The organism is Anaerococcus cruorum, assembly GCF_046365495.1.
Lineage (GTDB): Bacteria > Bacillota > Clostridia > Tissierellales > Peptoniphilaceae > Anaerococcus > Anaerococcus cruorum.
In genome coordinates this window covers 360,187-385,875 of the sequence record NZ_JBGMEH010000001.1, presented here as the reverse complement: position 1 = coordinate 385,875, position 25,689 = coordinate 360,187, and the positions used below count along the sequence as shown (strand labels likewise).

The following is a 25,689-nucleotide window of genomic DNA, read 5'->3' as shown; positions in this document are numbered from 1 at the left end:
TTTTATCTACTAATCTCTTTTTGTTTTCTTAAGTCCTAGGGCTGCTGCACTTAGGAGGCCAAATATTCCTGTAATTGATCCAACTCCTGTTTTTGGGTTTGTTTTTGATTTTGTAGTTGTTTTTACTTGGCTTGCTTTAGGAACTTTTATAGGATCTACATTTGTTGGTTTTTCTACTAGGAGATTCCTATCAGCTAGGGAAACTTTTTTGTTATTTAAGGCATAATCTAGGAAATTTGAGTAAATTATTTCTCTAATACTATCATCAAGTGGACGGTCTTTTAATTTTTCACGATAACGCCAATAGGTATTTTGATCATAAATATATTTATCATCATAGTCTTCCCTAGTCATATTATTTTTTGCGAGATATAAGTTTAAATATTCTTCGTAATAGTCTTCAAAGGTTTTACCTTGCATTTTTAAGTTTTTATCTACTATAAAGCTTGTTGGATAAGACATGTAGTATCTTTCTGGCTCGCCTATATAATAATCTGGATCATTAAGGTCAGTTTTTAGAGAGTCTAAATCTTTTATATCAAAGTAAGAATCCCTATCTGCTACATATACCTTGCCCATTAGCCTTAGTATTTCATTATTTATTTCTTCGTTTGTTCCAAAATTTTTCCATGCTGGATTTTTTTCTTTAAATAATACAGAGATTTCTTCGTTGGTGTATTTGTCAGAATCTTTTATCATTCCTAAAATTTGCACCTTGCCTTTGCCTTCTTCTTCTAGGCGTTTGGCATATCTTTCTAAGATTTTTATCTCATGTTGGGAGTCTCTGCACCATGGAGCCCAGTTAAATAATATGGTGTGGTCCGCTTTTTTGATTTCTTGGTGAAATTCATCTATACTTGGTACTTTGATATCAGATTTATCTGAGTTTACTAAAATTTCTTCCCTATCTTCTAGGTTTTTTCTTGTTCTAAAGGCTAGCGCTTCATCGATTTTATAGGTATCGATATAGGTTTCACCATTTATTTTATAAATTGTAATAGGGATTTCTTTGCCATCAACTACTAAAAATCCTTGGTAGTGGTTTGTGAGTGTTGAATTTTCTTTATCAAGTTTGTTGTAAGCACCACCTTGGTAGTTTTTGCCCTTAGTTAGGTAGATGTATTTGCCATCCTCAATAAAGTCAAAGTTTAGCTTTGAGCCTTTTACCGCATTTGCATATTCTTTGATACAAACTACATCAAAGTTTGACCCGCATGGGATATACACTTGTAAATTTACTTTATCAATTGTTTTTGCCACACCATCAAATTTTATCCTTTGATCACTTACATATTCTACACCAGTTTCTTCCTCTTCTAAGATTTCTTCAATATCTTCTTCTGACTCTTCATCTAAAATTTTGTTAATTTCTTCTGTATTACGGTCAAGGGTTTCTATAAGTTCTTCTACATCCTTGTTTGTAATATCAGCCTTAAGGTCTGGTGCTTCTTTTACTAGTTTTTCTTCTGGAGCTTTTTCTTCCAAGTTAGCAGGAGCTATATCTTTATTTTCCGCTGCCACTGGATCTACTATCTCAGCTAATACATCTTGGTTTTCTTGGGCTGCATCAGCAGAGCTTACTGGTAAGACTAAACCAGCTGCTAAGGCTACTATTAGTGCTTTTTTCATGATCTACATATTTCCTCCATATTTGATTATGATATAAGTATAAACCCATTCCTACACATTGTCAACATAATTAGTTCATATTTTACACATATTTTACATACAATTTTTTATATTTTGCTAGCAAATGTTGACTTTTACTAATTTTCCACTATAATCTTTATGTTAATAACCACTAGTCAAAGTAGTGGATACAATCGTACTATGAAAGGAAAATTTTATGAGTGAAGCTACTATTGCAGCTATTTCTACTCCAACAGGTACTGGTGGTATATCCATTGTTAGGATGAGTGGGGATAAAAGCAAAGAAATAATTGATCAAATATTTGAGCCTATCCACGGTGGGCCAATTGATGTTAAAAAAGATAACCGCAGGATGCGCTATGGAAATATCATCGATGATGGTGAGATTATCGATGAAGTTATGGTAAATTTTATGGCAGGTCCTAGCACCTATACCAGAGAAGACATAGTAGAAGTTAACTGCCACGGGTCTTTTATATCTGTAAAAAAGATTTTAAATCTTATCCTAGATAAGGGAGCGGTTTTAGCTGAGCCTGGTGAATTTACTAAACGCGCTTTTTTAAATGGCCGTATAGATTTATCTCAGGCAGAAGCAGTTTTAGATATAATAAATTCTACTAATGACTTATCCCAAGCCCAAGGGATTAATCAACTAAATGGGTCTTTAAGAAATGAAATTGAAACTATTCGTAAGTCACTTTTAGAAGCCTTATCCCGTTTGGAATATTCTATAAACTTTACAGAAGATGGCGAAGACCTATCTCCTGATGAAATTATAAAATACATGGAAGAGGCCAAGGTAAGAATTAATAAACTCCTTAATACTTCTAATAAGGGGAAAATTATTAGAGAAGGGATTAATACGACTATTCTTGGGAAACCAAATGTGGGTAAGTCATCTTTACTAAATGCGCTTTTAAAGGAAAACCGTGCCATTGTAACTGATATTCCTGGTACAACTCGTGATTTGATCAGTGAATATATAAATTTAGGGTCCTTTACCCTTAAAATAAATGATACGGCAGGTATCCGCGATACTGATGATGTGGTAGAAAAAATTGGTGTTGATAAGTCAATCGAGCTTTCAAAATCTTCTGATTTAATCATTGCCCTTTTTGATACATCAAGAGAATTTGATAGGGAGGATCAAAAAATCCTTGACCTTATCGAAGGCAAAAATTCTATCATTATTTTAAATAAAACAGACCTTGACCAAAATTTTGATAGGACTATTTTTGATAATGTTGACCTACCTATTATAGAAACATCTATGACAGAAAATATCGGTATTGATAAGCTAGAAGAAACTATAACAGATATTTTTGATACGAGCGAAATTAATCGTGAGTCAATTTTAATTACCAATACTCGCCACGAGAGATTATTAAATGAAGCAAATAAAAAATTAAATGATTCACTAACTGATATAAAAATGGGGATTCCTCTTGATGCAGTGGAAGTAGATTTAAGAGGGTCTTATGATGATTTAGGACTTGTAATTGGTGATTCAGTTTCAGATGAAATAATGGATAAGGTCTTTAAGGAGTTTTGCGTTGGAAAATAATAATAAATATATACAAGATACTTATGATATAGTAGTCATCGGTGCAGGCCATGCTGGTTGTGAAGCAGGTCTTGCTGCAGCAAGACTTGGAATGAAAACTTTAGTTCTTACTACATCGCTAGAATCAGTAGCAGACATGCCTTGTAACCCAAATATTGGGGGAACAGGAAAAGGCCACTTGGTCCGTGAACTAGATGCCCTAGGTGGAGAAATGGCAAAAGTGATTGATAAAACATTTATCCAATCTCGTATGCTAAATACTTCCAAGGGACCAGCGGTGCATTCTTTACGTGTTCAAGCTGATAAAAGAAAATACCACGAAGAAATGAAAAAAGTTTTGGAAAATGAACCAAACTTAGATTTATTTGAACAAGAAGTAGATAAGATAAATTATGAAGATGGTAAAATTGTTTCATGTGAAACAATCGAGGGAGCAATTTTTCCTTGCAAGGCTGTTATAGTTTGTACAGGAACATATCTTAACGGAAAAATTTTGATGGGTGATTTTGAAAAAGTTTCTGGCCCTCACGGTTTGTCAGCGGCAACTTATCTTTCAGATTGCCTAGAAGAAATGGGATTTTTCTTACGTAGATTTAAAACAGGAACACCTGCAAGAGTTGACCGCAAAACAATAGATTTTAGTAAAACTGAAATTCAAGCTGGTGATGAAGAGATTGTTCCGTTTTCTTTTGCCAATGAAGGAGAAGATTTTTCTAATCACAAGCAATACGATTGTTATCTAACCTATACTACTACAGAAACCAAGCAAATTATTATGGATAATATTGACCGCTCTCCAATATACGGGGGCAAGGTAAAAGGAATTGGTCCTCGTTATTGTCCATCTATAGAAGATAAGATGATTCGTTTCCCAGACCGTGATATCCACCAAGTATTCTTAGAGCCAGAATCATTATCGACAGATGAAATATATGTCCAAGGTGTATCTTCATCCCTACCTCAAGAAGTACAAATGGACTTTTATAAAACTATTTTAGGTCTAGAAAAAGCAAAAATTATGCGTCCAGCCTACGCTATTGAATACGATATGATAGATACTCGTGAATTAAATCTTACCTTGGAATCAAAAGCTTATTCTGGTCTTTATTTTGCAGGGCAAATAAATGGCTCATCTGGTTATGAGGAAGCTGCTGGCCAAGGACTAATAGCAGGTATAAATGCAGCTTTAAAAATAAAAGGCGAAGATCCATTTATCCTAGATAGGTCAGATGCCTACATTGGAGTTTTAATAGATGACCTAGTCACAAAAGGAACTAATGAACCATACCGTATGATGACTAGTCGTTGTGAATATCGACTAACCATGCGCCAAGATAATGCTGATCAAAGGCTTACACAAAAAGCCTATGATATTGGATTGGCTAGTGAGGAACGCTACCAAAAAATGGTTCATAAATACGAAAATATTGAAAATGAGAAAAAACGTCTAAAAAATATAATCTTAACACCAACAGAGCAAACGAATAAAATTATGGAAGAACTAGGATCTACCCCTTTAGTTACTGGTGTAAGACTTTATGATTTATTAAAACGTCCTGAGCTTGATTACTTTATGGTAGAAGTACTTGATAAAGACAGACCAAAACTTCCAAAATTCCAACAAATCCAAGTGCAAACTGAAATTAAATATGAAGGTTATATAGCCAAACAAATGGCGGATATTGATAAATTTAAGAAACTAGAAGAGAAAAAATTACCAGCAGACTTTGACTACACTAGTATTGAAGGTCTTAAAAAAGAAGCTGCTGCAAAATTAAATGAAATAAAACCATCTTCAGTTGGTCAAGCAAGTAGGATTTCTGGAGTAAGTCCAGCGGATATAAATGTATTACTCATTAGATTAAAGACAGGAGAAGTAAGTGGACAAGAATAAAATGTATGAAGTTTACACTGATTATTTAATAGAAGTAAACTCTCACACCAACCTTACAACAATTACAGATCCAGCAGAAATAAAAGTAAAACACTTTGAAGACTCACTTTCTGTTTTATCCTATATAAAGGAAGGAGACAAGGTTTTAGACATTGGCGCTGGTGCAGGCTTTCCTGGCATACCACTCCGTATAGAAAAAGATTTTGACCTTACCCTAATAGATAGTGTAAATAAAAAAGTAAATTTTATGAATGAAGTAATAGAAAAGCTAGAACTAACGAATGCCCGTGCTATCCATACCAGAGCTGAAGATTTTGCCAAAGAAAATAGGGAAAGTTTTGATGTTGTAGTAAGCCGTGCAGTAGCTAATATGGCTACACTTTCTGAACTTTGCATTCCTTTTCTAAAACAAGGTGGAATTTTTATAGCTCTTAAGGGGCCGAAAGCAGATGAAGAATTAGAAAATGCTGCGAACGCTATTAAAATTTTGGGTGGTAAGGTAACAGAAATTGATCGTTTTAATATCGATGATAATGATAGAGTAAACATAGTAGTAGAAAAAGTCCACCCAACTAAAAAAATATATCCTAGAGGCAAAAACCAACCTAAAAAGAATCCGTTATAGGATTCTTTTTTATGTTTCATATGAAACATAAGGTATAATTAAAAAAGAGGTGAATATGGAAAAATTTAAATGGATTTTAAAAACAACGGGAATTTTAATCTTTATAAATGTATTTGCATTATTAATAGTTTATATTTTAACTTCGCTTGGCTTAGATGTTAATAATGAAAGAGCAACTACATATATACTATTAATATCACAGGCAGTTATAGGTCTAACTACATACCTATTAATTAGAATAAGAAAGAAAAGAACAGCCGGTCCTTATATTTATAATCAAGGGTTAAATAAAGATTCTTGGAAAATGGTTATAATCGGACTAGGTGCGGCAGGCTTTGGTAATATATTATTGTCTATAGTAATTAAAATGTTAGGCGAGAATTCTTTAGTAAAGGATAGTGTAGACTTAGTCAATACAGTATTTAATGCTTCAAATCCTTTTACCATTATTTTACAAACTTTATCAGTCGCTATAATTGCTCCTATAGTAGAAGAATATTTGTTTAGAGGATATATTTTTACTGAGAGTAGAAAGGGATTTAGTCCTGCTAGTGCTATAGTACTTAATGGTTTAGTATTTGGAATTTATCATATGAATTTACTGCAAGGAATTAATACATTTATTTTAGGAATGTTACTTGCTACTATATATTATTATAGAAGAAACATTTCTGATGTTATTCTTATACATGCAGCTAATAATACTATAGCTATCATATCTGCGTTTTTACCTCAAGCGGCAAGTATTATTGGTGTATTATTAATAATTAGTTTAATAATAGCTAGCTATATGGTTTATAAAATAATAAAAAATGGTAAAGCAGCTTATAAAAAAGTAAGTAATCAAGAAATTTAATTTTAAAATAATTCTATAAAGTTAAGGTAATTTAGAATGGAGATAGAATGAAAGCACAAATTTTTTCAATAGGAACAGAAATTTTGCTGGGAAATATTGTCGATACAAATTCTCAATATATTGCTCAAAGATTGATGGAGCATGGTATTGATCTTTATAAAATGGAAACCATAGGGGATAATCCTGATAGACTTTTTGCAGCCTTTAAAGAATGCGATGGCAAAGTTGATTATGTAATTACCAGTGGAGGACTTGGCCCTACACCAGATGATTTATCAAAAGAAATTGCAACTAGAGTTTGTGGTTTAGAAGAGGAAGTTGAAGTTGATCAAAACTCCTTTAATGCTCTAGTGAAGTTTTTTAATGGAGATCAAAAAAGTGCAAATGCTAATATTAAACAAGCTAAATTTGCAAAATCTGCAATTATATTAGAAAATTCTGTAGGCACTGCCCCAGGCTGTATATTGACCAGTCCCCAAGGGACCAAATATATTTTAATGCCTGGCCCACCTAATGAAATGAAAATTATGTTTGATAACGAGGTTGTTAAACATATAACAAGAACTGATATAATAAAATCAAAAATTGCTAAAATAGCCCTATTAGGTGAATGGGATATGGCTAGACGTGTAGACCTTGATAGAACCAATCCTACCATTAGCCCATATATAACAGATGAGGGTCCGATTTTGAGGATAACTGCTAAAGCAGATACAGAAGAAGAAGTAGAGCGCCAATTAGAAGAAGGGGTCAAGATAGTATATGAAAGTTTAGGACCTTTTGTAATCACTACCGAGGATATAAAAAAAGAAGAAGTTTTAATTAACCTACTTAAAGAGAAAAATGAAAAAGTATCAACAGCAGAATCAATAACTGGTGGATTGATAGCATCTTCTATTATAGATATACCTGGCGCATCCGATGTAATATCAGAAGCTTATGTAACTTATGCTGATGAAGTGAAAGAAAAAATATTAAATGTTTCACGTGAAACAATAAAAGAGTACAGTGTAGTTAGTGAAGAAGTCTTAAATGAAATGTTAGATGGATTGTATGAGCAAACAGGTGCAAGTTTATGCTTGGCAACCACCGGATACGCCCATACAGGTGAAGTATGGATGGGTGTACTATATAATGGTAAAAAATATACTGACCATTTACAATTAAATGGAGATAGGAATAGAGTAAGGCTTCGTACAAAAATAAATATTATAGATACAGCTATACTTGTAATGAGAGGTGAATATGAGAACAATATCGGTATTTAATCAAAAGGGTGGGGTAGGAAAAACAACTAGTGTTGTAAATCTTGCTGTGGCTTTAAATTACTTAGATAAGAAAGTCTTAGTTATAGACATAGACCCTCAAGCCAATACAACCACAGGTCTTGGTCTAGATAAATATAATATAGATAATTCTTTATATGAATTATTTTATGCGGGTGATGAGGACAGCTCTGAAGAAAAAGAAAAATTAGAAGAAAATATAAAAGAATCTACTGAAGAGGAAAATGAACAAGATGAAACATCAGAAACAGAAGTAGAAGATGAAGAAATCCAAGAAGCTTTGGAGGAAGAAATAACCACAATTAATATAGATGAGTATATTACAAAAACCCAATCTGGGGTAGATATTATCCCTTCAGAATCTGCTCTATCAGGTTTAGAAGTAGAATTAGTTGAGTTAGATGCCTTAGAACGTACCAAGCAATTAAAAAATATCATTGATCTCATAGATGATGATAAATATGATTTTGTTTTAATTGACTGTCCACCATCCCTAGGACTTTTATCTATTAATGCTTTGGTAGCTAGCAATTCAATCATTATTCCAATCCAAACTGAGTACTATGCCCTAGAAGGTGTAAGTGAGCTGATGAATACATATAATATGGTAAAAAAACAACTTAACGAAGAATTAGAAATTGAGGGTGTTTTATTATCCATGTTTGATAAAAGGGCCGTTCTTTCTTATGAAGTAGTTGAAGAAGTAAAATCATATTTTAAAACCAATGTATTTAAAGTTATGATTCCAAGAAATCCTAGACTTGCAGAAGCCCCAAGTCATGGATTATCAACTATAGAATATGATTCCACATCACAAGGATCAGTAGCTTATATAGCTCTTGCCAATGAAATAATAAAAAATCAAGAAAACAGAAAGGGAGAATAGATGTCAAGTAAAAGAACCCTAGGACGTGGCCTACATTCTTTGATTCCAGAAGTAGAGGAGAAGGAAAAACAAGCAGCAGGTAAAAACTTAAATTATTCTTTAAACACTGACTACGAACTAGCTATAAAAGATGAAGTTAAAAAAATTGACCAACAAAAACCTGGAGATAAAATAGAAAAAATTAACATCCAAAAATTAAAACCTAGAACCAACCAACCTAGAAAACACTTTGACCAAGAAGCCCTAAATGATTTGGCAGCTTCCATAAAAGAATATGGTTTACTAAATCCAATTGTGGTTTCAAAGGTAGATAATAATTATGAAATAATAGCTGGTGAAAGAAGATACCGTGCAAGTAAGATTGCAGGGCTAAAAGAAATTGATGCCATAGTTCGTGATTATTCTAATAAAGAAATTGAAATCTTATCCCTAATAGAAAATGTGCAAAGGGAAGATTTAAAAACTTTAGAGGAAGCCCGTGCCTACAAAAAATTATCAGAAAATCACAATATGACTCAAGAACAAATTGCAAAAACAATGGGTAAGTCTAGGTCTTATATTGCAAATACTTTAAGGTTACTAAACCTAACAGATGTAGAAAAAAAGGCCCTAGATGATGGCAAGATTTCTCCAAGCCAAGCTAGAACTTTATTATCAATATCTGACCAAAACCAAAGAAGTTTAACTTTAAATGATTTTATAAATGGTAGTACAAATATAAGAAATGTAGAAAAAAAAGTTACTAAGAAAAAAGAAAAAAAATCTACAGAAAAAACCAATAAACAAACTTATGGGCCAAATATTGACCAAATCTTAGTTGAAGATTTGGAAGAAAAATTTATGGACCAAGTTGGATCAAAAGTTGCTATTAATAAAGATGGCAAATCATATAAGGTAACTATTGATTGTTATAGCATAGATGATATAGAAAAATTATACGATAGGTTAAAAAATGAATCTAATTAATATGGATATTACTAAGCTTATCTACCAAACTAGACAAGCTGATGCAAATCCAGGTGGGGGAGCAATTTTAATTCTAGTTTCTAATCTTGCAATAAATCTAGCACTTATGATGGATAAAAAAGAGTTTGAAAATTTAGAAAAAGATGCAAATGTTTCACGTGAAACACTTTTGAAAATTTCAAAAGATTATGAAACTTACATGCAAGATGATGTAGATAAATTTAATCATCTGATGGATAGGATAAAAGATAAATCTGCTAGTGAAGATGATTATCTAAAGGCTGCAACACCCTTATTAAATATGGTAGAAAAAAATATAGTAGCCCTAGATAAAATAAGTTTCTTTTTAGAAAATGGAAAAAAATCTACAATAACGGATGGGGAAATAGCCAACGACTTGCTCTACCAAGCTCTAATCTCATCTTTACCTACTATAAAATTAAATCTGGATATGACTAGAGAAAGTTTTGATCTGGCCAGTAAAAAAGATGAGGCGAATAAGCTTTATATTAAAAACCAACAAATTATCGAAAGAAGGAAGCAATGACAGCAGTATATGTAATACTTGGTATCATGGCAGTTTTAGTAATAGTAGAATTTGCTATGATTCAGTCAATGAATAACAAATTAAGAAGACAAAAAAAACGCTACGACCATTTACTAAGAGGCTCTAACGAAGATGTAAATTTAGAAGAATTACTTATAACCTTAAATGACCAGATAGAATCTTCCAATAAACAGTTATTATCTGTCGATCAAAGATCTCTTGAAGCAAAAGATACAACAATGGGTGCTATTAGCAATATGGCAGTTGTTCATTTTAATGCCTTTGATGGTGATACAAATCAACTTTCATTCTGCCTATGTCTTTTAGATAGTTTCCACAATGGAGTTATTCTTACAAGTATCTATGGAAGTGATGGATCAAATGTATATTTAAAAGAAATTACTAATGGTCAAACAAGGGGAGAGATATCCCAACAAGAAGAAGCGGCCTTACAAAAGGCCCGTGGTTAAAGTGGCTTAATAATCTATAAGTTAAAAATAATTTGTAGATTTTTGGGTATATATAATCGAAGAGACTTTATTTAATTTTTAGGAGGAAAAATGAGCTCAACAATATTAGAACAAGCAACAAATGCAGTTAAAGGAAAAGACCTTAAGATAGTATTCCCAGAAGGGACTGACAAAAGAATCCTAGAAGCTGCTATCCGCCACCAAGCAGATGAACTTATTAAACCAATCGTACTTGGAAATAAAGAAGAAGTAGAAAAAACAGCTGAAGAAAACGGCTTGACATTAAATGACCTAGAAATAATCGATCCAGCAAATGATAGCCACTTTGATGAGTTTGTAGAAAAATTCGTAGAACTTAGAAAAGGTAAAAATACTAAAGAAGATGCAGAAAAAATGCTACAAAACCCTAACTACTATGGGGTTATGATGGTAAAAACTGGTCTTGCAGATGGTATGGTATCAGGTGCTGTTGGAACAACAGGTGATACAATTAGACCTGCCCTACAACTTATTAAAACAAAACCAGGTGTATCAAGAGTATCTGGTGTTATGATTATGGTAGGACCAAATGGAGAACAATATGTATTCTCTGATGTAGCTGTAAATATTACTCTAGAAGCTCAAGAAATGGCAGAAGTTGCAGTAGAATCAGCTAGAACTGCAAAACTATTTGGTATTGATCCAAAAGTTGCTTTACTATCATTCTCAACAAAAGGTTCTGCAAAACACGAACTAGTTGATAAAGTATCTGAAGCAGCAGTAAAAGCTAAAGAACTTGCTCCAGACCTTGCAATTGATGGTGAATTACAATTTGATGCTGCTATTGATGAAACAACTGCTAGCAAAAAAGCTCCAGATTCAAATGTAGCAGGAAAAGCTAATGTATTTATTTTCCCAGATCTTCAAGCAGGAAACATTGGATATAAAATAGCTCAAAGACTTGGTGGATACAAGGCAATAGGACCTATCCTTCAAGGATTAAACGCACCGGTAAATGATTTATCTCGTGGATGCTCTGCAGATGACGTTTACGAAACAGCAATTATAACTGCTAGCCAAGCAGCAGCTGAATAAGACAATACGCAACTAAACATTTAATTAAGAAAGAGACAATCGAAAGATTGCCTCTTTTTTTAAAAATATAAAGGAGGAGTCTATATTTTTAGATTATATAAAAGAGAACACTAAGGCCGTTTTGCCGATAGTGGTTTTAGTTTTTATCCTCAATTTTTTTGTAGGGATAGAGCGCTCTTTGCTTATTAAATTTGTTTTAGGATCACTGGGTGTCATCCTAGGCTTATCTATATTTTTATCAGGAATAGACCTTTCTATTTCAAAAATAGGTACCATGATGGGAGATTTTTTAGGAAGGTTTGATAAGATTATTAAGGTAGTTTTCTTTGGTATCTTTATAGGTTTTGTAATTTCTATGGCAGAACCTGACTTATTAATTTTGGCCAACCAAGTAACTTATGCTATTGGCCTTTTACCATGGACTATTGTTGCAATTATTTCTTTGGGTGTAGGTATATTAATTTCTATAGGTTTATATAGGATTTTTAAAGAGATTAGTATTTCAAAACTAATGTGGATAGTGTATGTAATTATTTTTGCACTGATGATAATTACAAATGAAACAGGCCATGCCATTGCCTTTGATGCATCAGGAGCAACAACAGGAGCTATGACAACTCCATTTATAATTGCCCTAGGTCTTGGGGTTGCAAATTTAAAGGGAGATTATAGTGAGGAAAATTCTTTTGGTTTGGTAGGAATAGCTTCAGCAGGGCCAATACTTGCTGGACTTTTGATGAGTTTATCAGTTGGTGATACTGCGCTAGAAATAGAAACTGCAGCCCATACATCAGCGCTCGCATCTGGTTTAAAAAATGCTACCTTTGCTATAGTACCTATAGCCCTAGTATTTTTCGTGATGAATTTTAAATATTTTAAACTGGACAAAGAAGAATTAACAGAAATTTTATTTGGTTTGTTTTATACTTATCTCGGACTGATTATATTTTTAACTTCAGTCGAGGCAGGATTTATGGAACTTGCCCGTGTATTGGGTGAGGGACTTAGAGATTCTAAATTCTTACCTCTAATTGGTTTTATAATGGGACTTGTAGTAGTACTTGCAGAACCTGCGGTTGCAGTTTTGGCTGAACAAGTGGAAGATGTAACAGGTGGGTCTATTCCAAGAAAAAGTATCCTAAGAGCCCTATCCATAGGGGTTGCAACAGCAGTTATGCTTGCAATCATTAGGATAAATACAGATAATTTTGCCTTATGGATGGTAATAGTGCCAGGATTTTTAATCTCTTTATTAATTTCATTAAAAATCCCACAAATATTTGTAGGAATTGCCTTTGATTCAGGTGGAGTTGCCTCAGGGCCAATGACAGCAACCTTTATCCTTGCCTTTTGCCAAGGAGTTGCAGGAAATGTTGCAGATGGGTTTGGAGTAATTTCCTTTGTGGCAATGATGCCAGTTCTTACTATAATGGTCCTAGGCTACCTTTATAAGAAAGGAAGAAGATAATGCAACTTTTAAGAGTAATATTGCCAAGAGGACTTGGTAGTGATTTTATGAAAGTTTTACAAGACAATAAAGCCCAAGCAATCACTTGCCTATATGGATATGGATCAGCAAAAGATACTCTATCAAATATGCTCCATGTAGATAAAATAAAAAAAGAAATTGTAATGGCAATCTTAGATGATGAAAGTGTTAGGAAAGTATTAGGTGATTTAAGCCAGAAACTGGATAAGACAAATACAGGTATAGCATTTACATCCCCACTTGATTATAAAGGAGAAGAAAGTTTGAATTTTGAAATAGACTATGTAGCCTTATATGTAATAGTAGATAGGCATGATGGACAAAAAGCCGTACACATTGCCCAAGATAATGGAGCAAAAGGAGCAACCTTAGTCCATGGACGAGGATCAGCTAAAGAAGTAAAATCAATTTTACTAAATATGAACATAGAGCCAGAAAAAGATATAGTAATCATGCTGGTGAAAAAAGACCTAGTAGAAAAAATCAGAAATGCTATTTATGAACAAATGAATTTAGATGAGGAAAATAAGGGTATAATATACTCGCTACCAGTTATGGAAGTTAGAGGGCTGGTTGAACAAAGCTAGCCCGTCCGGCTAAGAGAGGACCCTCCACGGAGTGGTCGCAGGGCGTTAGCCCGAGAAAGCCCCTAGGAAATTAAGATATTAATATTTTTACCATTTAATTTATAAGATGAGTAAAATATCCATAACAAATATATCAAAAATTATAAGGAGACAATTATGCGTGAATTAGATACATTAGGATTTAGAGATGAAGTTGAAGCTGGCAAAGGACTTTGCCTTGTAGATTTTAATGCTACTTGGTGTGGACCATGCAAGATGCAAGCACCAGTTTTAGAAGAATTAGCAAGTGAAGTTGATTATCCAATCTATGGGGTAGATGTAGATGAAGCAGAAGAAATTGCAATCGACTACAATGTAAATGCAGTTCCAAGTCTAATGATTTTTAAAGATGGTAAATTACAAGAAACACTTGTAGGCTTTCAATCAAAAGATGTCTTAGAAGAAGCGATGGGAAAATATTTATAATGAGATATGATTTAGCAGTTATCGGCGCAGGTCCTGCTGGACTTAGCGCTGCTGTTAATGCAAGTATTAGAAATAAAAATGTTATAATATTTGGAATGGATTCTCCAGCTATATCTAAAACCAAATGGATAAAAAATTACCTAGGCTTTGAAACTATTAGTGGTGAAGAATTAAACGAAAATTTCAAAAAAACTCTAGCAAGCCAAGATGTAGAAAGATCAACTGAAAAAGTCCAACAAATCTATGCCATGGGCGATTATTTTACAATCATCCTTAAAGGTGATCAGATGATTGAAGCCACATCTGTAATCGTAGCAACCGGTATAGAGCTTAAAAAAGATTTGATTGGTGAAGATAAATTTTTTGGTAAAGGCGTTTCGTATTGCGCAACTTGTGATGCAAGTTTTTATAAGGGTAAGGAAGTTGTATTAATTGGCTACAACGAAGAATCAGTTGAGGAAGCAAATTATACAGCAGAGGTTGTGGATAAGCTTACTTACATAAATATGTATAAGGAAAATCCTGAACTAAATGATAATATAGAAGTGATTAATGGAGAAGTACCAGTAGAATTTGTAGGTGAAGAAAATCCTACTACTTTAAAATTCAAATCTGGTAAAGAGATTAATGCAGATGGATTTTTTATCATTCGTGATTCATCAAAACCAGAAAGATTAGTCCCATCTATAAAAACTGATGAAGAACATATTATAATAGATAAAAATTGCCACACAAATATCCGTGGCCTATACGCAGCAGGAGATATAGCAGGCAGACCTTATCAAATAAATAAGGCAGCAGGTGAGGGGCAAGTAGCGGCCTTAGATGCAGCTAAATATATTACCTTAGTTAAAGAAGGTAAATTTGATAAGGAAACATGGTAAAAGTAGATAAAGCAAGAAATAAAAAATATTATTTTTAATTAAAGGATATTAAAAATAATATTTTTTTGATTGAAAAATACAAAATTATATGTAAAATAATCTAATAGACTATATATATCCAGGAGGAGTTATGGCAGCAGAACATATTGATTTTTTTGAATTTAATAATTCAATTTTCTCTATGATTAGAGAGATATCACATAAAATTGATATATTATTGCAAGATACAGCTCAAGAATTGGGCATTACTACCTTGCAATTAAAAATGTTAATTACCCTTTATGCCAACAAAGAACCAGTTTCTATAGGAAATCTAGGAAAAGCTATTGGTGTAACAGGTGGCAATATTTCAAATATTTGCAAAAAATTAGAAAAATTAGGTTTTGTCACAAGAGTTAGATCTGAAGAAGATGAGAGGGTTGTAAATGTAGAATTAACCCAAAAAGGACGTGATGCAGCTGATAAGGTAGGCACATACTTTGACCAAATCAGATCAGATATCCCAACAGATGAGATAGATGTTAATTTACAAACAATAATTGATGAACTAGGGGCTCTTGACATACTTTTAGATAATTATATCTCAAGGAGCGGACTATAAGATGAGCAATAAAAAAAATAAATCTAATAGACCTCTCTTGTATTATTGGATAATTGCAATCGTACTTTATATAGTAATTAGATTTGCAGTTAGCCCAGTAATTAGCCAAGATGGTGCAAAAGAGGTAAGCTATAGCCAATTTGTTTCTATGATAGAAAATGACCAGGTTACAGAAGTCTTTAAAGATGAAACAAAATACACATTTAAAGCTATAGTAGATGGTGATGAAAAAACATATGAAACAGGTTTATGGGCTGATACTGATCTAACAGATAGGCTTTTAGAAGCTAAGAAAAATAATGATAAGCTTACATTCAGCAGAAAAATAGAGACAACCATGAATCCATGGCTGACTATATTTTTAACATCAATCTTGCCTTTATTATTCCTATATGCAATATTCTATTTTGCATCAAGATCTCTTACAAAAACCATGGGTGGCCGTGGTGGCGCAGATTTTATGAATTTTGGTAAATCAAATGCTAAAGTTTATGTGGAAAATAAGACAGGAAAAACTTTTAAAGATGTAGCTGGTCAAGAAGAAGCTAAAGATTCTTTATTTGAAATCGTAGACTTCCTTCACAATCCAGGAAAATACAAAGAAATTGGTGCAAAAGTTCCAAAAGGTGTGCTTTTAGTAGGACCTCCAGGAACTGGTAAGACACTTCTTGCAAAAGCAGTTGCTGGTGAAGCAAGCGTACCATTTTTTACAATTTCTGGTTCAGAATTTGTGGAAATGTTTGTAGGCCTTGGTGCTAGTAAAGTACGTGATTTATTTAAACAAGCAAAAGAAAAAGCCCCATGTATAGTATTTATCGATGAGATTGATGCTATTGGTAAAAAACGTGATACAGGTGGTTTTTCTGGAAATGATGAACGTGAACAAACATTAAACCAATTATTAAATGAGATGGATGGTTTTGATGCAACAGAAGGAGTAGTACTTTTAGCTGCAACAAATAGACCAGAAATCCTAGACCCAGCTCTAACACGTCCAGGTCGTTTTGATAGACAAGTTCAAGTAGAACTTCCTGATAAACAAGGCCGTGAAGATATTTTAAAAGTTCATGCTAAAAATATAAAACGTGAAGATAATATCGACTATGAAGAAATAGCACGTAGAACAGCAGGAACTTCTGGGGCAGATCTAGCAAATATCATAAATGAAGGTGCTTTACGTGCAGTACGTGAAGGCCGTAAAAAATTAACTCAAGAGGACTTAGAAGAATCAATAGAAGTTGTAATAGCAGGTCAACAAAAGAAAAATGCAGTAATTTCTGATGACCAAAAGAAAATTATTGCCTACCACGAAGTTGGCCACGCCCTAGTAGCAGCTATTCAAACTCACAAAACTCCAGTTACAAAAATAACTATTGTACCAAGAACTGGTGGAGCTTTGGGTTATACAATGACAGTTGATAAAGATGAAAAATACATCATGACCAAGCAAGAACTCTTTGATGAAATTTGTACCTTTGCTGGTGGTCGTTCTGCAGAAGAATTAGTATTTAATACAAAAACTACCGGTGCAAGCAATGATATCGAACGAGCTACAGCTATGGCAAGATCAATGGTTACTATTTATGGTATGGATGAAGACTTTGACTTTATGCAACTAGAACAAATCCAAGGTAGATACCTAGGTGGAGAAAGAAGCTTAATTGTTTCAAGTGGAACAGGTAATAAGATTGATGAAAAAGTTCAGTCAATCATTAGCCAAGCCCACATGAGAGCAATAGATATCCTAAAAGAAAATATGGATAAGCTTCATGAAATTTCTGATTTCTTATTAAAAGAAGAAACTATTACAGGTGAACAATTTATGGAAATTTTAAACCGTAAAGAAGTAGATTCTATAGATAAGGAAGAAGTAAGGGAAAATACCAATGTAGATTTAAATGATTTAGATAATGAAGAAACTGAATTAAATGATCTACCACCTATAAATGAAGATCTAGATGATATCGCGGGCGATAACCCAGATAACAATCCAGGTGAAGATATATAAAAAAACTGCCCACATTGATGGGCAGTTTTTTAATTTGGATATAATATTACATAGATATGTAAATAGGCCAGAGGGCCTATACATTACAATTATTCTTAGTGTTAACGATAACTGTCATGCACTATAATTATACGTTTTATAATGAATAAAACAATCATTGACTATGTTATATTAATAACAATAGTTTTTTGATAAAAATTTTAAAAGGAGGAATTATGGAAAAGGGAAACAAAAAGAGGTGGCTAGCAGCAGGACTTGCTTTAGTAGTATTTTTAATATCAATGTTTTCTAACACAGGTAAGCAATTTAAAGAAAATGAACAAGCAAATTTTTATAACCAAGCTCGTGAGAAGTTTATGGGAGCTGAGGATGAAGTTTTGTATGGAACAAATCCGTCACAAAGAATTATGGTTTTAAATGTAGATGGAATGATTGCAAGTGATGACTCAAATGACTACATAGTTGAAAAACTTGATGAAGTTTTGGATGATGATACTATAAAAGGAGTTATCCTACATGTAAATTCACCAGGTGGATCTGTGTATGCGAGCGAGAAAATTGCTAAAAAAGTTGAGAAGATAAAAGAAAAAAATATCCCAGTTTACTCAGTTATGCAAGAACTAGCAGCAAGTGGTGGATATTATATATCGGCGCCATGTGATAAGATTTATGCCTCAAATGAAACATTCACAGGGTCAATTGGAGTGATTATGCAATCATACTCTCTTGAAGGACTTTTTGATGAATATGGGATAAAAGAACAAAATATTACTACAGGAAAAATGAAGGATGCAGGCTCTATGGGACGCGATATGGATAAAGAAGAAAAAGAATATTTCCAAGCTCTTGTAGATAGTGCCTTTGATAGATTTGTAAAAGTAGTAGCAGATGGTCGTCATATGTCAGAAGATGAAGTAAGAAAACTTGCAGACGGTAGAATCTATGATGGAAGCCAAGCGGTAAAAAATGGGTTAGTAGATGAAATAGGGGACTTGGATGCAGCTGTTGCAGATATAACAGAAAAAGAAAAATTATCTGATCCTATGGTTGTAGAAAAAAATGAACTAGCAAATGCCTTTGCTAAGTACCTACCAGCTTTTTCGACAAATACTAACAATCCAAAATCAGATCTTGCAATCTTAAAAGAATTTATGGAAAAAGAAGGTAATAAGCCAATGTATTTATACGGAGGTTATTATGAGTGAAGTAAGTGAAGTAATTGTAAAAGAAAAACCAGTTGTAAGAGCAGATTTTTATTATGCTGGTTTTTTTATAAGACTCTTAGCATTTGCCATAGATATGCTAGTGACAAGTTCACTTGCAAATATAATAAAAAATTTAGTAGGTAATGATTTTGCTATAACAGATTCCATAAGTTTATTTACTATAATATTTTGGCTTATAACACTAGCATATTTTACTTTGATGACTTATTTTAACCATGGTCAAACTTTAGGAAAAATGGTTACAGATATTAGAGTAATATCTACTAAGGGAGAAAAATTAACTTGGGGTCAAGTTGTTTCACGTGAAACATTTGGAAGATATGTTCAAAACAAATTAATTATCCTATATCTTTTAATTGCTTTTGCACCAAAGAAACAATCTCTAATGGATATGCTAACAGATACAGTAGTTGTAAAAAATAATGCATATGAGTACTATCTAAGTACTACAAAAACTTTATAAATATATACAAATATATATAAAAGCGGAGCCTATATTTTGCAAAAGCGCATGATATAGGCTTTTGTTTTCGTTTTATTGTGCCTTTAATTAACCTACTATATATGGTATAATACCAAAAGTATTAAAAGATATAGCACTATATATAGTGCTATATCTTTTGTGAGTCTAGATGAAATATAAATAGAAAGTGGTGTCTTATGGATATTATAAAAAGAGATGGAACGCGTGTTCCGTTTGAAAAAGAAAAAATTGAAAGAGCTATAGCAAAATCTTTTGCTTCGGTTGATAGTTTAGTTTCTAATGAAAAATTATCACAAATGAGTGATAAGATTGTAGCTACTATAAAGGAAAAATATCCTAAGGATCATACAGTAAGTGTCGAGGAAGTCCAAGATTTAGTAGAACTGACTTTAATTGATGAAAACTACTATAGAGAAGTAAAATCATTTATTCTTTACCGTGCTAAACACAACATGGACCGTAAAGTAATGAGTGACTTTGAGGAATATATTACAGATAGAGAAGTACTAGAAATACTTGCTAAAGTACAAAATGAATTTGATAACCAAAGATACCCTATTGATTCTCTATACTTTAAATTTGAATCTTTTACCAAGGCAAATATGAGTGAAGAGGAACTTTTAAGTGCCCTAACTCGTGCAGCCAGTGAGTTAACTAGCAAAGAAACTCCAGACTGGGAAATCATTGCTGCAAGATTTTTAATGTATGAGATAGACCTTGAAATAAAAAGAAACGAAGAAAGATATGATATAGTTGATTTTAAATCAAAAATTGACTATTTAACAAATGCAGGTCTTTACGGAGCATATATCAAAGAAAATTATTCATCAGCTGATATTGATGAACTAGAAAGCTATCTAAAAAAAGACCGTGATGATTTATTTACCTACTCTGGTTTAGATTTAGTTAAAAAACGCTATTTAATCCGTACATTTACAGGCGATATCATCGAAAGTGTCCAAGAAATGTTTATGGGCATTGCTATGCACCTTGCAATCCCAGAAAAAGATAGCGTTGCCTTTGCAAAAAGACTTTATGATATCCTATCAACTTTAAAAGCAACTATGGCTACCCCTACTATGACCAATGCTAGAAAGCCATTTAATCAGCTTTCATCTTGCTTTATAGATACAGTTCCAGATACCCTAAAAGGCATTTACCGTTCAATTACAAACTTTGCTGAAGTTTCAAAACACGGCGGTGGAATGGGACTATATTTTGGAAAAGTTCGTGCAAATGGATCTGATATCCGTGGTTTTGAAGGAGTTGCAGGTGGGGTTATCCGTTGGATAAGACTTGCAAACGACACTGCAGTTGCAGTAGATCAACTTGGTGTTCGCCAAGGAGCAGTTGCTTGTTACCTAGATATTTGGCATAAAGATATGCCAGAATTTTTGGGACTAAAAACAAACAACGGGGATGATAGAATGAAAGCCCACGATATTTTCCCTGGTGTTTGTGTGCCAGATTATTTCTGGGAATTATGCCGTGATGATATAAATGCTACTTGGTATATGTTTGATCCACACGAAGTTGTGAAAAAATATGGTAAGGCCTTAGAAGATACTTACGGCGATGAATGGACAGAATTCTATCTAAAACTTGTTGAAGATAAAAATATCTCAAGAAGAACAATGCCGGTAAAAGAAATGGTGCGTTTATTAATCAAATCATGGACAGAAACAGGAACACCATTTGTATTTAATAGAGATGCTGTAAATAAATTTAATCCAAACAAACACAAGGGCATGATTTACTCATCAAACCTATGTACAGAAATTGCCCAAAATATGAGTGCCTCTGAAACAATTTCAACAGAAATTGTAGATGAAAATGGCGATACAATTATAGTTAACAAAACAAAACCAGGCGACTTTGTAGAATGTAACCTAGCAAGTCTAACCCTTGGTAAATTTGATGTAACCGACCAAGCAGTACTTGAAGAAACAGTAAGGACAATAGTAAGAGCCTTAGATAATGTAATTGATTTAAATTACTATCCAACCCCATATGCAGAAGTAACCAACAAAAAATACCGTGCAATAGGACTTGGAACAAGCGGTTATCACCATATGCTAGTTAAAAATGACATCAAATGGACAAATCGCGAAGCCCACGCAGAATTTGTAGATAAGGTTTATGAAGATATAAACTACTATGCAATTCTAGAATCTATGGAAATTGCCAAAGAAAAAGGTGCTTACAAAGAGTTTGAAGGATCTGATTGGCAAACAGGCGAATACTTTGCCCTAAGAGATTATAATAGCGAGCGTTGGGAAGAATTAAAAGAAAAAGTTGCTGAAAATGGCCTAAGAAATGGCTATCTAATGGCTATTGCTCCAACAGGATCTACATCAATCATATCAGGAACATCTGCAGGAGTTGATCCAATTATGAGTAGATATTTCCTAGAAGAAAAAAAAGGAGCCATAGTACCAAGAGTAGCTCCAGGTCTAACTACAAAAACATTCTGGCTTTACGAAAATGCCCACGACATTGACCAAAATATCTCAATGGAAATGGCAGGAGTAAGACAAAGACACATAGACCAAGCCCAATCAATAAATATTTACATCACCAACGAATACACCATGCGCCAAATATTAAACGTATATATCAAAGCATGGGAATCAGGAGTAAAAAGTATTTACTACGTAAGAGGTAAAAGCCTTGAAGTAGAAGATTGCGATTCTTGTGCAAGTTAGTTAAAATTAAATAAAAATATCAAAACCCACCTAGGTGGGTTTTTTTTATTTGTAAATTTTACTATAAAACAATGATTTTATCATATGAATAAATATTCTTTTATTATTTATTGATCAAATAAAACAATCACAAAGACATTTTATTTCAAATATATTTTTATGTTTATTGGTAGCTATTTCATCATAAGTAGAAGATTTTATAATATTGAAAATATTAGTATTATTCTAAATAAATAATGAATATACTGGATAATAAGATATAAGATTGATATATAATAATGCAATCTCTGTATAATATAAGAAATTAATGGTTTTTTAGACCAAATTATACATTATAATATAAAAACTGTGAAAGTTTTATCTTGACAACGTGTCAAATATTTTATATATATTTAGTAGGATATAGGCACATCTAGAAAATTTGAGTATTTTTTATCTACTAACCCAAAATTTCTTCTTATTGCCAAACAATTAATTATCTTATAATCTTAAAAGTTTTTAAAATTCTTAAAAATGATAATGTTAAGTTTTACATGCAAGTACGAACCCACATAAAAATTTGAATAAAGGAGGCAAATATGGGGAAAAAATACAAACTTTTTTCAGTATTTACTTTAGTAACTTTTTTATTAACTTCATTACCACTTGAAAGTTATGCAAAGTCCTATGATGCAAGTACTGAACAAAGAGAGTATGAATCATCAGATATGTATTTATCTGAGATAGAGAAGATAAATGAAGACTATGACCTAAGGCTAAGTGATGATGAGCTTAGGCAAGAAAGTTCAGTTTTACAGGGAGCAAGAATTGAAGGTGACAAGGCTTATGAAATACCTTTAATGCAACAAGCCCAAAGCGACTTAGTAGAACTTTGCGAAGATAGAAATATTAACTTGCCAGGAGGCATTAATACCCAAAACCCACAACAGTTTTTCTATATAGGATCTGTTGGAGTTAGGATCCAGCTTTTAAGAAGAGTAAGTAAATTCGTAAATGAAATGACTACTGAGCACATTTATAAAATCCAAGAAGCTCACAATAAGGCTGCACAAATTGCTTTTGAGGCTGTAATGGTAGCTATAAATCCTTTCAATGGCAGAAAAGATGTGCTAAAGGCTATAGAAAAATTTGACGAAAATGCAGAAAAAATCAGAAACTACCGCGATTTAACTAGCGGTGACCAGGCAACAACCTATGTAAAAAGGTTGATGTATAAAAATATTACAGAGGCTAGAAGAGCTCAAAACAGATACTTTAGTCAAGGAGACTATGGTACTCGCGGTAAAGAAGAATATATTCAAAATATTTTTAAAAGCGAAGTAAATGATATCTATAAGCAAGTGGGACAAAAAATAACCTTTGGCCAGCTAATAGAGCTTGATGCAAGGTTAAAATCAGCATCGTCATCTGCTCTTTTATCAGCAGAAGTTATAGCAAATCCTAAGTGGATAAGTGAGACAATAAATAAAGAAATAAATAAGCAAAATAAATTAAAGGGCCAATACAGAAACCAAATCAGTAAGGATGATTATGATAGGTGGCAAGGATTTGTAAAAAAGCTTACTGATAGAAAAATAGAAAGAAATCCTAGATATGACCGTATAGCTGAAGCAAGTTATGACTTATGGGACTTTAATATCTATCTTATAAACCAATATCCAGATGTTTTTACTAAAGATTTGTTTGGAGATTTTAATCTTTTTATACCACCATCCTACATTGAACCATATCAAGTTGCTGATATTAAATGGATAGTATCTCCAACCTTTGATAAAATCCCCCAAGGCATGCAAGCACAAAGCTCAAATATTATAATCGGTTTTGGAGCCCAACAAGCTCAGTATGGAGATTATAATAGCTATGTTACAAATAGAAGCACTTTAAGAGATGAAGTCATAACAACTAATATGGATGGGTCAAGGCCAGAACTTGTGTATCCGGACTTTACCGATCCAAATTATTAGAAATATGATTTTAAAGTAAAGAAATATCACGGAGGATATGATGAAAAATAAAATATTTGCATCTTTACTAGCTATACTTATGCTAGCAAATGTAACTGCACCTGCTGTAGCAAGTGCTAGTTCAGAAAATGAACCATCATTAATTGAAGAATACCAATACACTATGCCTCAACTATCAGAAGATGAAATATTACAAGGGGCTACAATTTTAGAAGAAAACAAGGTAAAAAATATTCCTTTAATGCAAGCTTACCAAGAAGATTTAGTAACTTTAGCTGAGGATAGAGCCTTTGATTTACCACCAGCCGCACAAAAATATAATCCAGATACAATTTATGATCTAGATTCTATAGCACCTAGAATTAAATTATTAGGACTTACAGGAATCTTCATTCACAGATGTTCAACTGAATTAATATATAAAATACAAGCAGCGCACAGTAAAGCTAGCGCTGAAGTAGCTATTGCAATTGTAACAGCCCTTAATCCTTTTGCATCTGTTGATGATATAGAAGCAGCTAGTGAAAGAATTTCAAATGTTATGGATGAATTAGTTCAAATGCCAGACCTAACAGCTGATGACTTTGCTACTATTTATTTAAAAAGAGTATTTAACAAAAACGTAAGAGAAGCTAGAAAATTAATGAACAATTATTATAGAGATGACTTATCTGAAGTTGGAGTTAAAGGTAAAAGAGAGTTTGTAAGAAATTCTTTATTAAAAGAAATAAATGATGTAAGCAAGGCAGGTAATAGTCAAATCCAAGTTAAAAACCTTATAGAACTTGATGCAAGACTTAAATCAGCTTGCCAACAAGCCCTTCTTGAAAGAGATGTATACGCATCACCAAAATGGCTAAGTGGTACTATCGATAAAGAAATAAATGATATGAGATCTATTAAAAATAAAACAAGTAGATACCTATCAACAGAAGATAGAAATACCTTTGAAAAAGAAATTAGAAAAGCCCAAGATGTTAGAAGAGCAAGAGATGTTTCTTACCCTAGAGCAGCTGAGGGAGTATATATTCTAAGAGACTTTGTAAATGAATTAAGAGCAAAATATCCAAAAGAATTTGAATCTGTCTTAGCCCTAAGAGAAGGCGAAGCAATCTCTTGGAGAGAATTTAATGTTCAATCTGAAATACCAGATCCAGCAAGAATTTCAAAAATTATTTGGTTAAATAGTCCAACATTTGACTTCCTACCAGACGGATTTAACCCAAGTGATAATGAAGAAATTATAGTTGGCTATGGCAATAATGAAAACAGACTACAATACGGTTCTTATGAAGCTTATACTTATAATAGAGATAGACTAAGAGCTGCTGAAGAAGTAGTAGCACCAGACTTTGGTGATGAAAATCAAGATAATAGCCAACAAATAAATGATGGTTATCTAATTTTTAATTTTAACTAATATATTCAAAGAGTAATGTGCTTGTAAACAATAGAGGG

The 25,689-nt window shown here is 32.9% G+C and carries 22 protein-coding genes; 21 read left to right on the top strand and 1 reads right to left on the bottom strand.

Annotated features, from left to right (window positions below; all coding sequences use genetic code 11):
• Nucleotides 1–9 precede the first annotated feature (9 nt).
• A complete protein-coding gene (locus ACCQ40_RS01880; protein ID WP_410032376.1) occupies nucleotides 10–1,629 on the bottom strand; it encodes a hypothetical protein in 1,620 nt (539 codons plus the stop codon).
• Between the two features lie 217 nt (nucleotides 1,630–1,846).
• On the opposite strand from ACCQ40_RS01880, the gene mnmE reads away from it, so the two are divergent.
• The 21 genes from mnmE to ACCQ40_RS01775 all read left to right on the top strand — a co-directional run bounded on the left by mnmE (nucleotide 1,847) and on the right by ACCQ40_RS01775 (nucleotide 25,651).
• The gene (gene mnmE / locus ACCQ40_RS01875) at nucleotides 1,847–3,214 is read left to right on the top strand and encodes a tRNA uridine-5-carboxymethylaminomethyl(34) synthesis GTPase MnmE (RefSeq protein ID WP_410032375.1); all 1,368 of its coding nucleotides are present in this window, start codon (nucleotides 1,847–1,849) and stop codon (nucleotides 3,212–3,214) included.
• Nucleotides 3,204–5,108, top strand: coding sequence for a tRNA uridine-5-carboxymethylaminomethyl(34) synthesis enzyme MnmG (gene mnmG / locus ACCQ40_RS01870; protein WP_410032374.1), 1,905 nt, complete (start codon nucleotides 3,204–3,206; stop codon nucleotides 5,106–5,108). The genes mnmE and mnmG overlap by 11 nt, the downstream gene beginning before the upstream one ends.
• A 1-nt stretch (nucleotide 5,109) precedes the next feature.
• Nucleotides 5,110–5,733 carry a 16S rRNA (guanine(527)-N(7))-methyltransferase RsmG gene (rsmG, locus tag ACCQ40_RS01865; protein WP_410032457.1) on the top strand — a complete coding sequence of 208 codons (624 nt, stop codon included), beginning with the start codon at nucleotides 5,110–5,112 and terminating at the stop codon, nucleotides 5,731–5,733.
• Nucleotides 5,734–5,788: 55 nt separating this feature from the next.
• Entirely contained in the window at nucleotides 5,789–6,589 is an 801-nt protein-coding gene (locus tag ACCQ40_RS01860; RefSeq protein WP_410032373.1) for a CPBP family intramembrane glutamic endopeptidase, read from the top strand.
• A 47-nt stretch (nucleotides 6,590–6,636) separates the two neighbouring features.
• Nucleotides 6,637–7,857, top strand: coding sequence for a CinA family nicotinamide mononucleotide deamidase-related protein (locus ACCQ40_RS01855; RefSeq protein ID WP_410032372.1), 1,221 nt, complete (start codon nucleotides 6,637–6,639; stop codon nucleotides 7,855–7,857).
• The gene (locus ACCQ40_RS01850) at nucleotides 7,835–8,761 is read left to right on the top strand and encodes a ParA family protein (RefSeq protein WP_410032371.1); all 927 of its coding nucleotides are present in this window, start codon (nucleotides 7,835–7,837) and stop codon (nucleotides 8,759–8,761) included. The genes ACCQ40_RS01855 and ACCQ40_RS01850 overlap by 23 nt, the downstream gene beginning before the upstream one ends.
• Nucleotides 8,762–9,727: a ParB/RepB/Spo0J family partition protein gene (locus ACCQ40_RS01845; protein WP_410032370.1), complete on the top strand. Its 966-nt coding sequence runs from the start codon at nucleotides 8,762–8,764 to the stop codon at nucleotides 9,725–9,727.
• Nucleotides 9,714–10,274: a cyclodeaminase/cyclohydrolase family protein gene (locus ACCQ40_RS01840; protein WP_410032369.1), complete on the top strand. Its 561-nt coding sequence runs from the start codon at nucleotides 9,714–9,716 to the stop codon at nucleotides 10,272–10,274. The genes ACCQ40_RS01845 and ACCQ40_RS01840 overlap by 14 nt, the downstream gene beginning before the upstream one ends.
• Complete coding sequence (locus tag ACCQ40_RS01835; RefSeq protein ID WP_394019509.1) at nucleotides 10,271–10,744, top strand: DUF4446 family protein; 474 nt, start codon at nucleotides 10,271–10,273, stop codon at nucleotides 10,742–10,744. The genes ACCQ40_RS01840 and ACCQ40_RS01835 overlap by 4 nt, the downstream gene beginning before the upstream one ends.
• A gap of 90 nt (nucleotides 10,745–10,834) precedes the next feature.
• Nucleotides 10,835–11,818, top strand: a complete 984-nt coding sequence (gene pta, locus ACCQ40_RS01830) for a phosphate acetyltransferase (RefSeq protein ID WP_410032368.1) — start codon at nucleotides 10,835–10,837, stop codon at nucleotides 11,816–11,818.
• Nucleotides 11,819–11,948: 130 nt separating this feature from the next.
• Nucleotides 11,949–13,286, top strand: a complete 1,338-nt coding sequence (locus ACCQ40_RS01825) for a DUF1538 domain-containing protein (protein WP_410032367.1) — start codon at nucleotides 11,949–11,951, stop codon at nucleotides 13,284–13,286.
• Nucleotides 13,286–13,894, top strand: coding sequence for a transcriptional regulator (locus ACCQ40_RS01820; RefSeq protein ID WP_410032366.1), 609 nt, complete (start codon nucleotides 13,286–13,288; stop codon nucleotides 13,892–13,894). Before ACCQ40_RS01825 ends, ACCQ40_RS01820 begins: the two co-directional genes overlap by 1 nt.
• A 156-nt stretch (nucleotides 13,895–14,050) precedes the next feature.
• Nucleotides 14,051–14,359, top strand: a complete 309-nt coding sequence (locus ACCQ40_RS01815; RefSeq protein ID WP_394010769.1) for a thioredoxin family protein — start codon at nucleotides 14,051–14,053, stop codon at nucleotides 14,357–14,359.
• The gene (locus ACCQ40_RS01810; RefSeq protein WP_410032365.1) at nucleotides 14,359–15,243 is read left to right on the top strand and encodes an NAD(P)/FAD-dependent oxidoreductase; all 885 of its coding nucleotides are present in this window, start codon (nucleotides 14,359–14,361) and stop codon (nucleotides 15,241–15,243) included. Before ACCQ40_RS01815 ends, ACCQ40_RS01810 begins: the two co-directional genes overlap by 1 nt.
• Nucleotides 15,244–15,373: 130 nt before the next feature.
• Nucleotides 15,374–15,844, top strand: a complete 471-nt coding sequence (locus ACCQ40_RS01805) for a MarR family winged helix-turn-helix transcriptional regulator (RefSeq protein WP_394010767.1) — start codon at nucleotides 15,374–15,376, stop codon at nucleotides 15,842–15,844.
• A gap of 1 nt (nucleotide 15,845) precedes the next feature.
• Entirely contained in the window at nucleotides 15,846–17,852 is a 2,007-nt protein-coding gene (gene ftsH / locus ACCQ40_RS01800) for an ATP-dependent zinc metalloprotease FtsH (RefSeq protein ID WP_410032364.1), read from the top strand.
• Between the two features lie 215 nt (nucleotides 17,853–18,067).
• Entirely contained in the window at nucleotides 18,068–19,057 is a 990-nt protein-coding gene (sppA, locus tag ACCQ40_RS01795) for a signal peptide peptidase SppA (RefSeq protein ID WP_410032363.1), read from the top strand.
• Nucleotides 19,050–19,541 carry an RDD family protein gene (locus ACCQ40_RS01790; RefSeq protein ID WP_410032362.1) on the top strand — a complete coding sequence of 164 codons (492 nt, stop codon included), beginning with the start codon at nucleotides 19,050–19,052 and terminating at the stop codon, nucleotides 19,539–19,541. Before sppA ends, ACCQ40_RS01790 begins: the two co-directional genes overlap by 8 nt.
• A 197-nt stretch (nucleotides 19,542–19,738) precedes the next feature.
• Entirely contained in the window at nucleotides 19,739–22,267 is a 2,529-nt protein-coding gene (locus tag ACCQ40_RS01785; protein WP_410032361.1) for a ribonucleoside-diphosphate reductase subunit alpha, read from the top strand.
• Between the two features lie 578 nt (nucleotides 22,268–22,845).
• The gene (locus ACCQ40_RS01780) at nucleotides 22,846–24,231 is read left to right on the top strand and encodes a CAMP factor family pore-forming toxin (protein WP_410032360.1); all 1,386 of its coding nucleotides are present in this window, start codon (nucleotides 22,846–22,848) and stop codon (nucleotides 24,229–24,231) included.
• 40 nt (nucleotides 24,232–24,271) lie between these two features.
• Nucleotides 24,272–25,651, top strand: coding sequence for a CAMP factor family pore-forming toxin (locus tag ACCQ40_RS01775; RefSeq protein WP_410032359.1), 1,380 nt, complete (start codon nucleotides 24,272–24,274; stop codon nucleotides 25,649–25,651).
• Nucleotides 25,652–25,689: the final 38 nt, after the last annotated feature.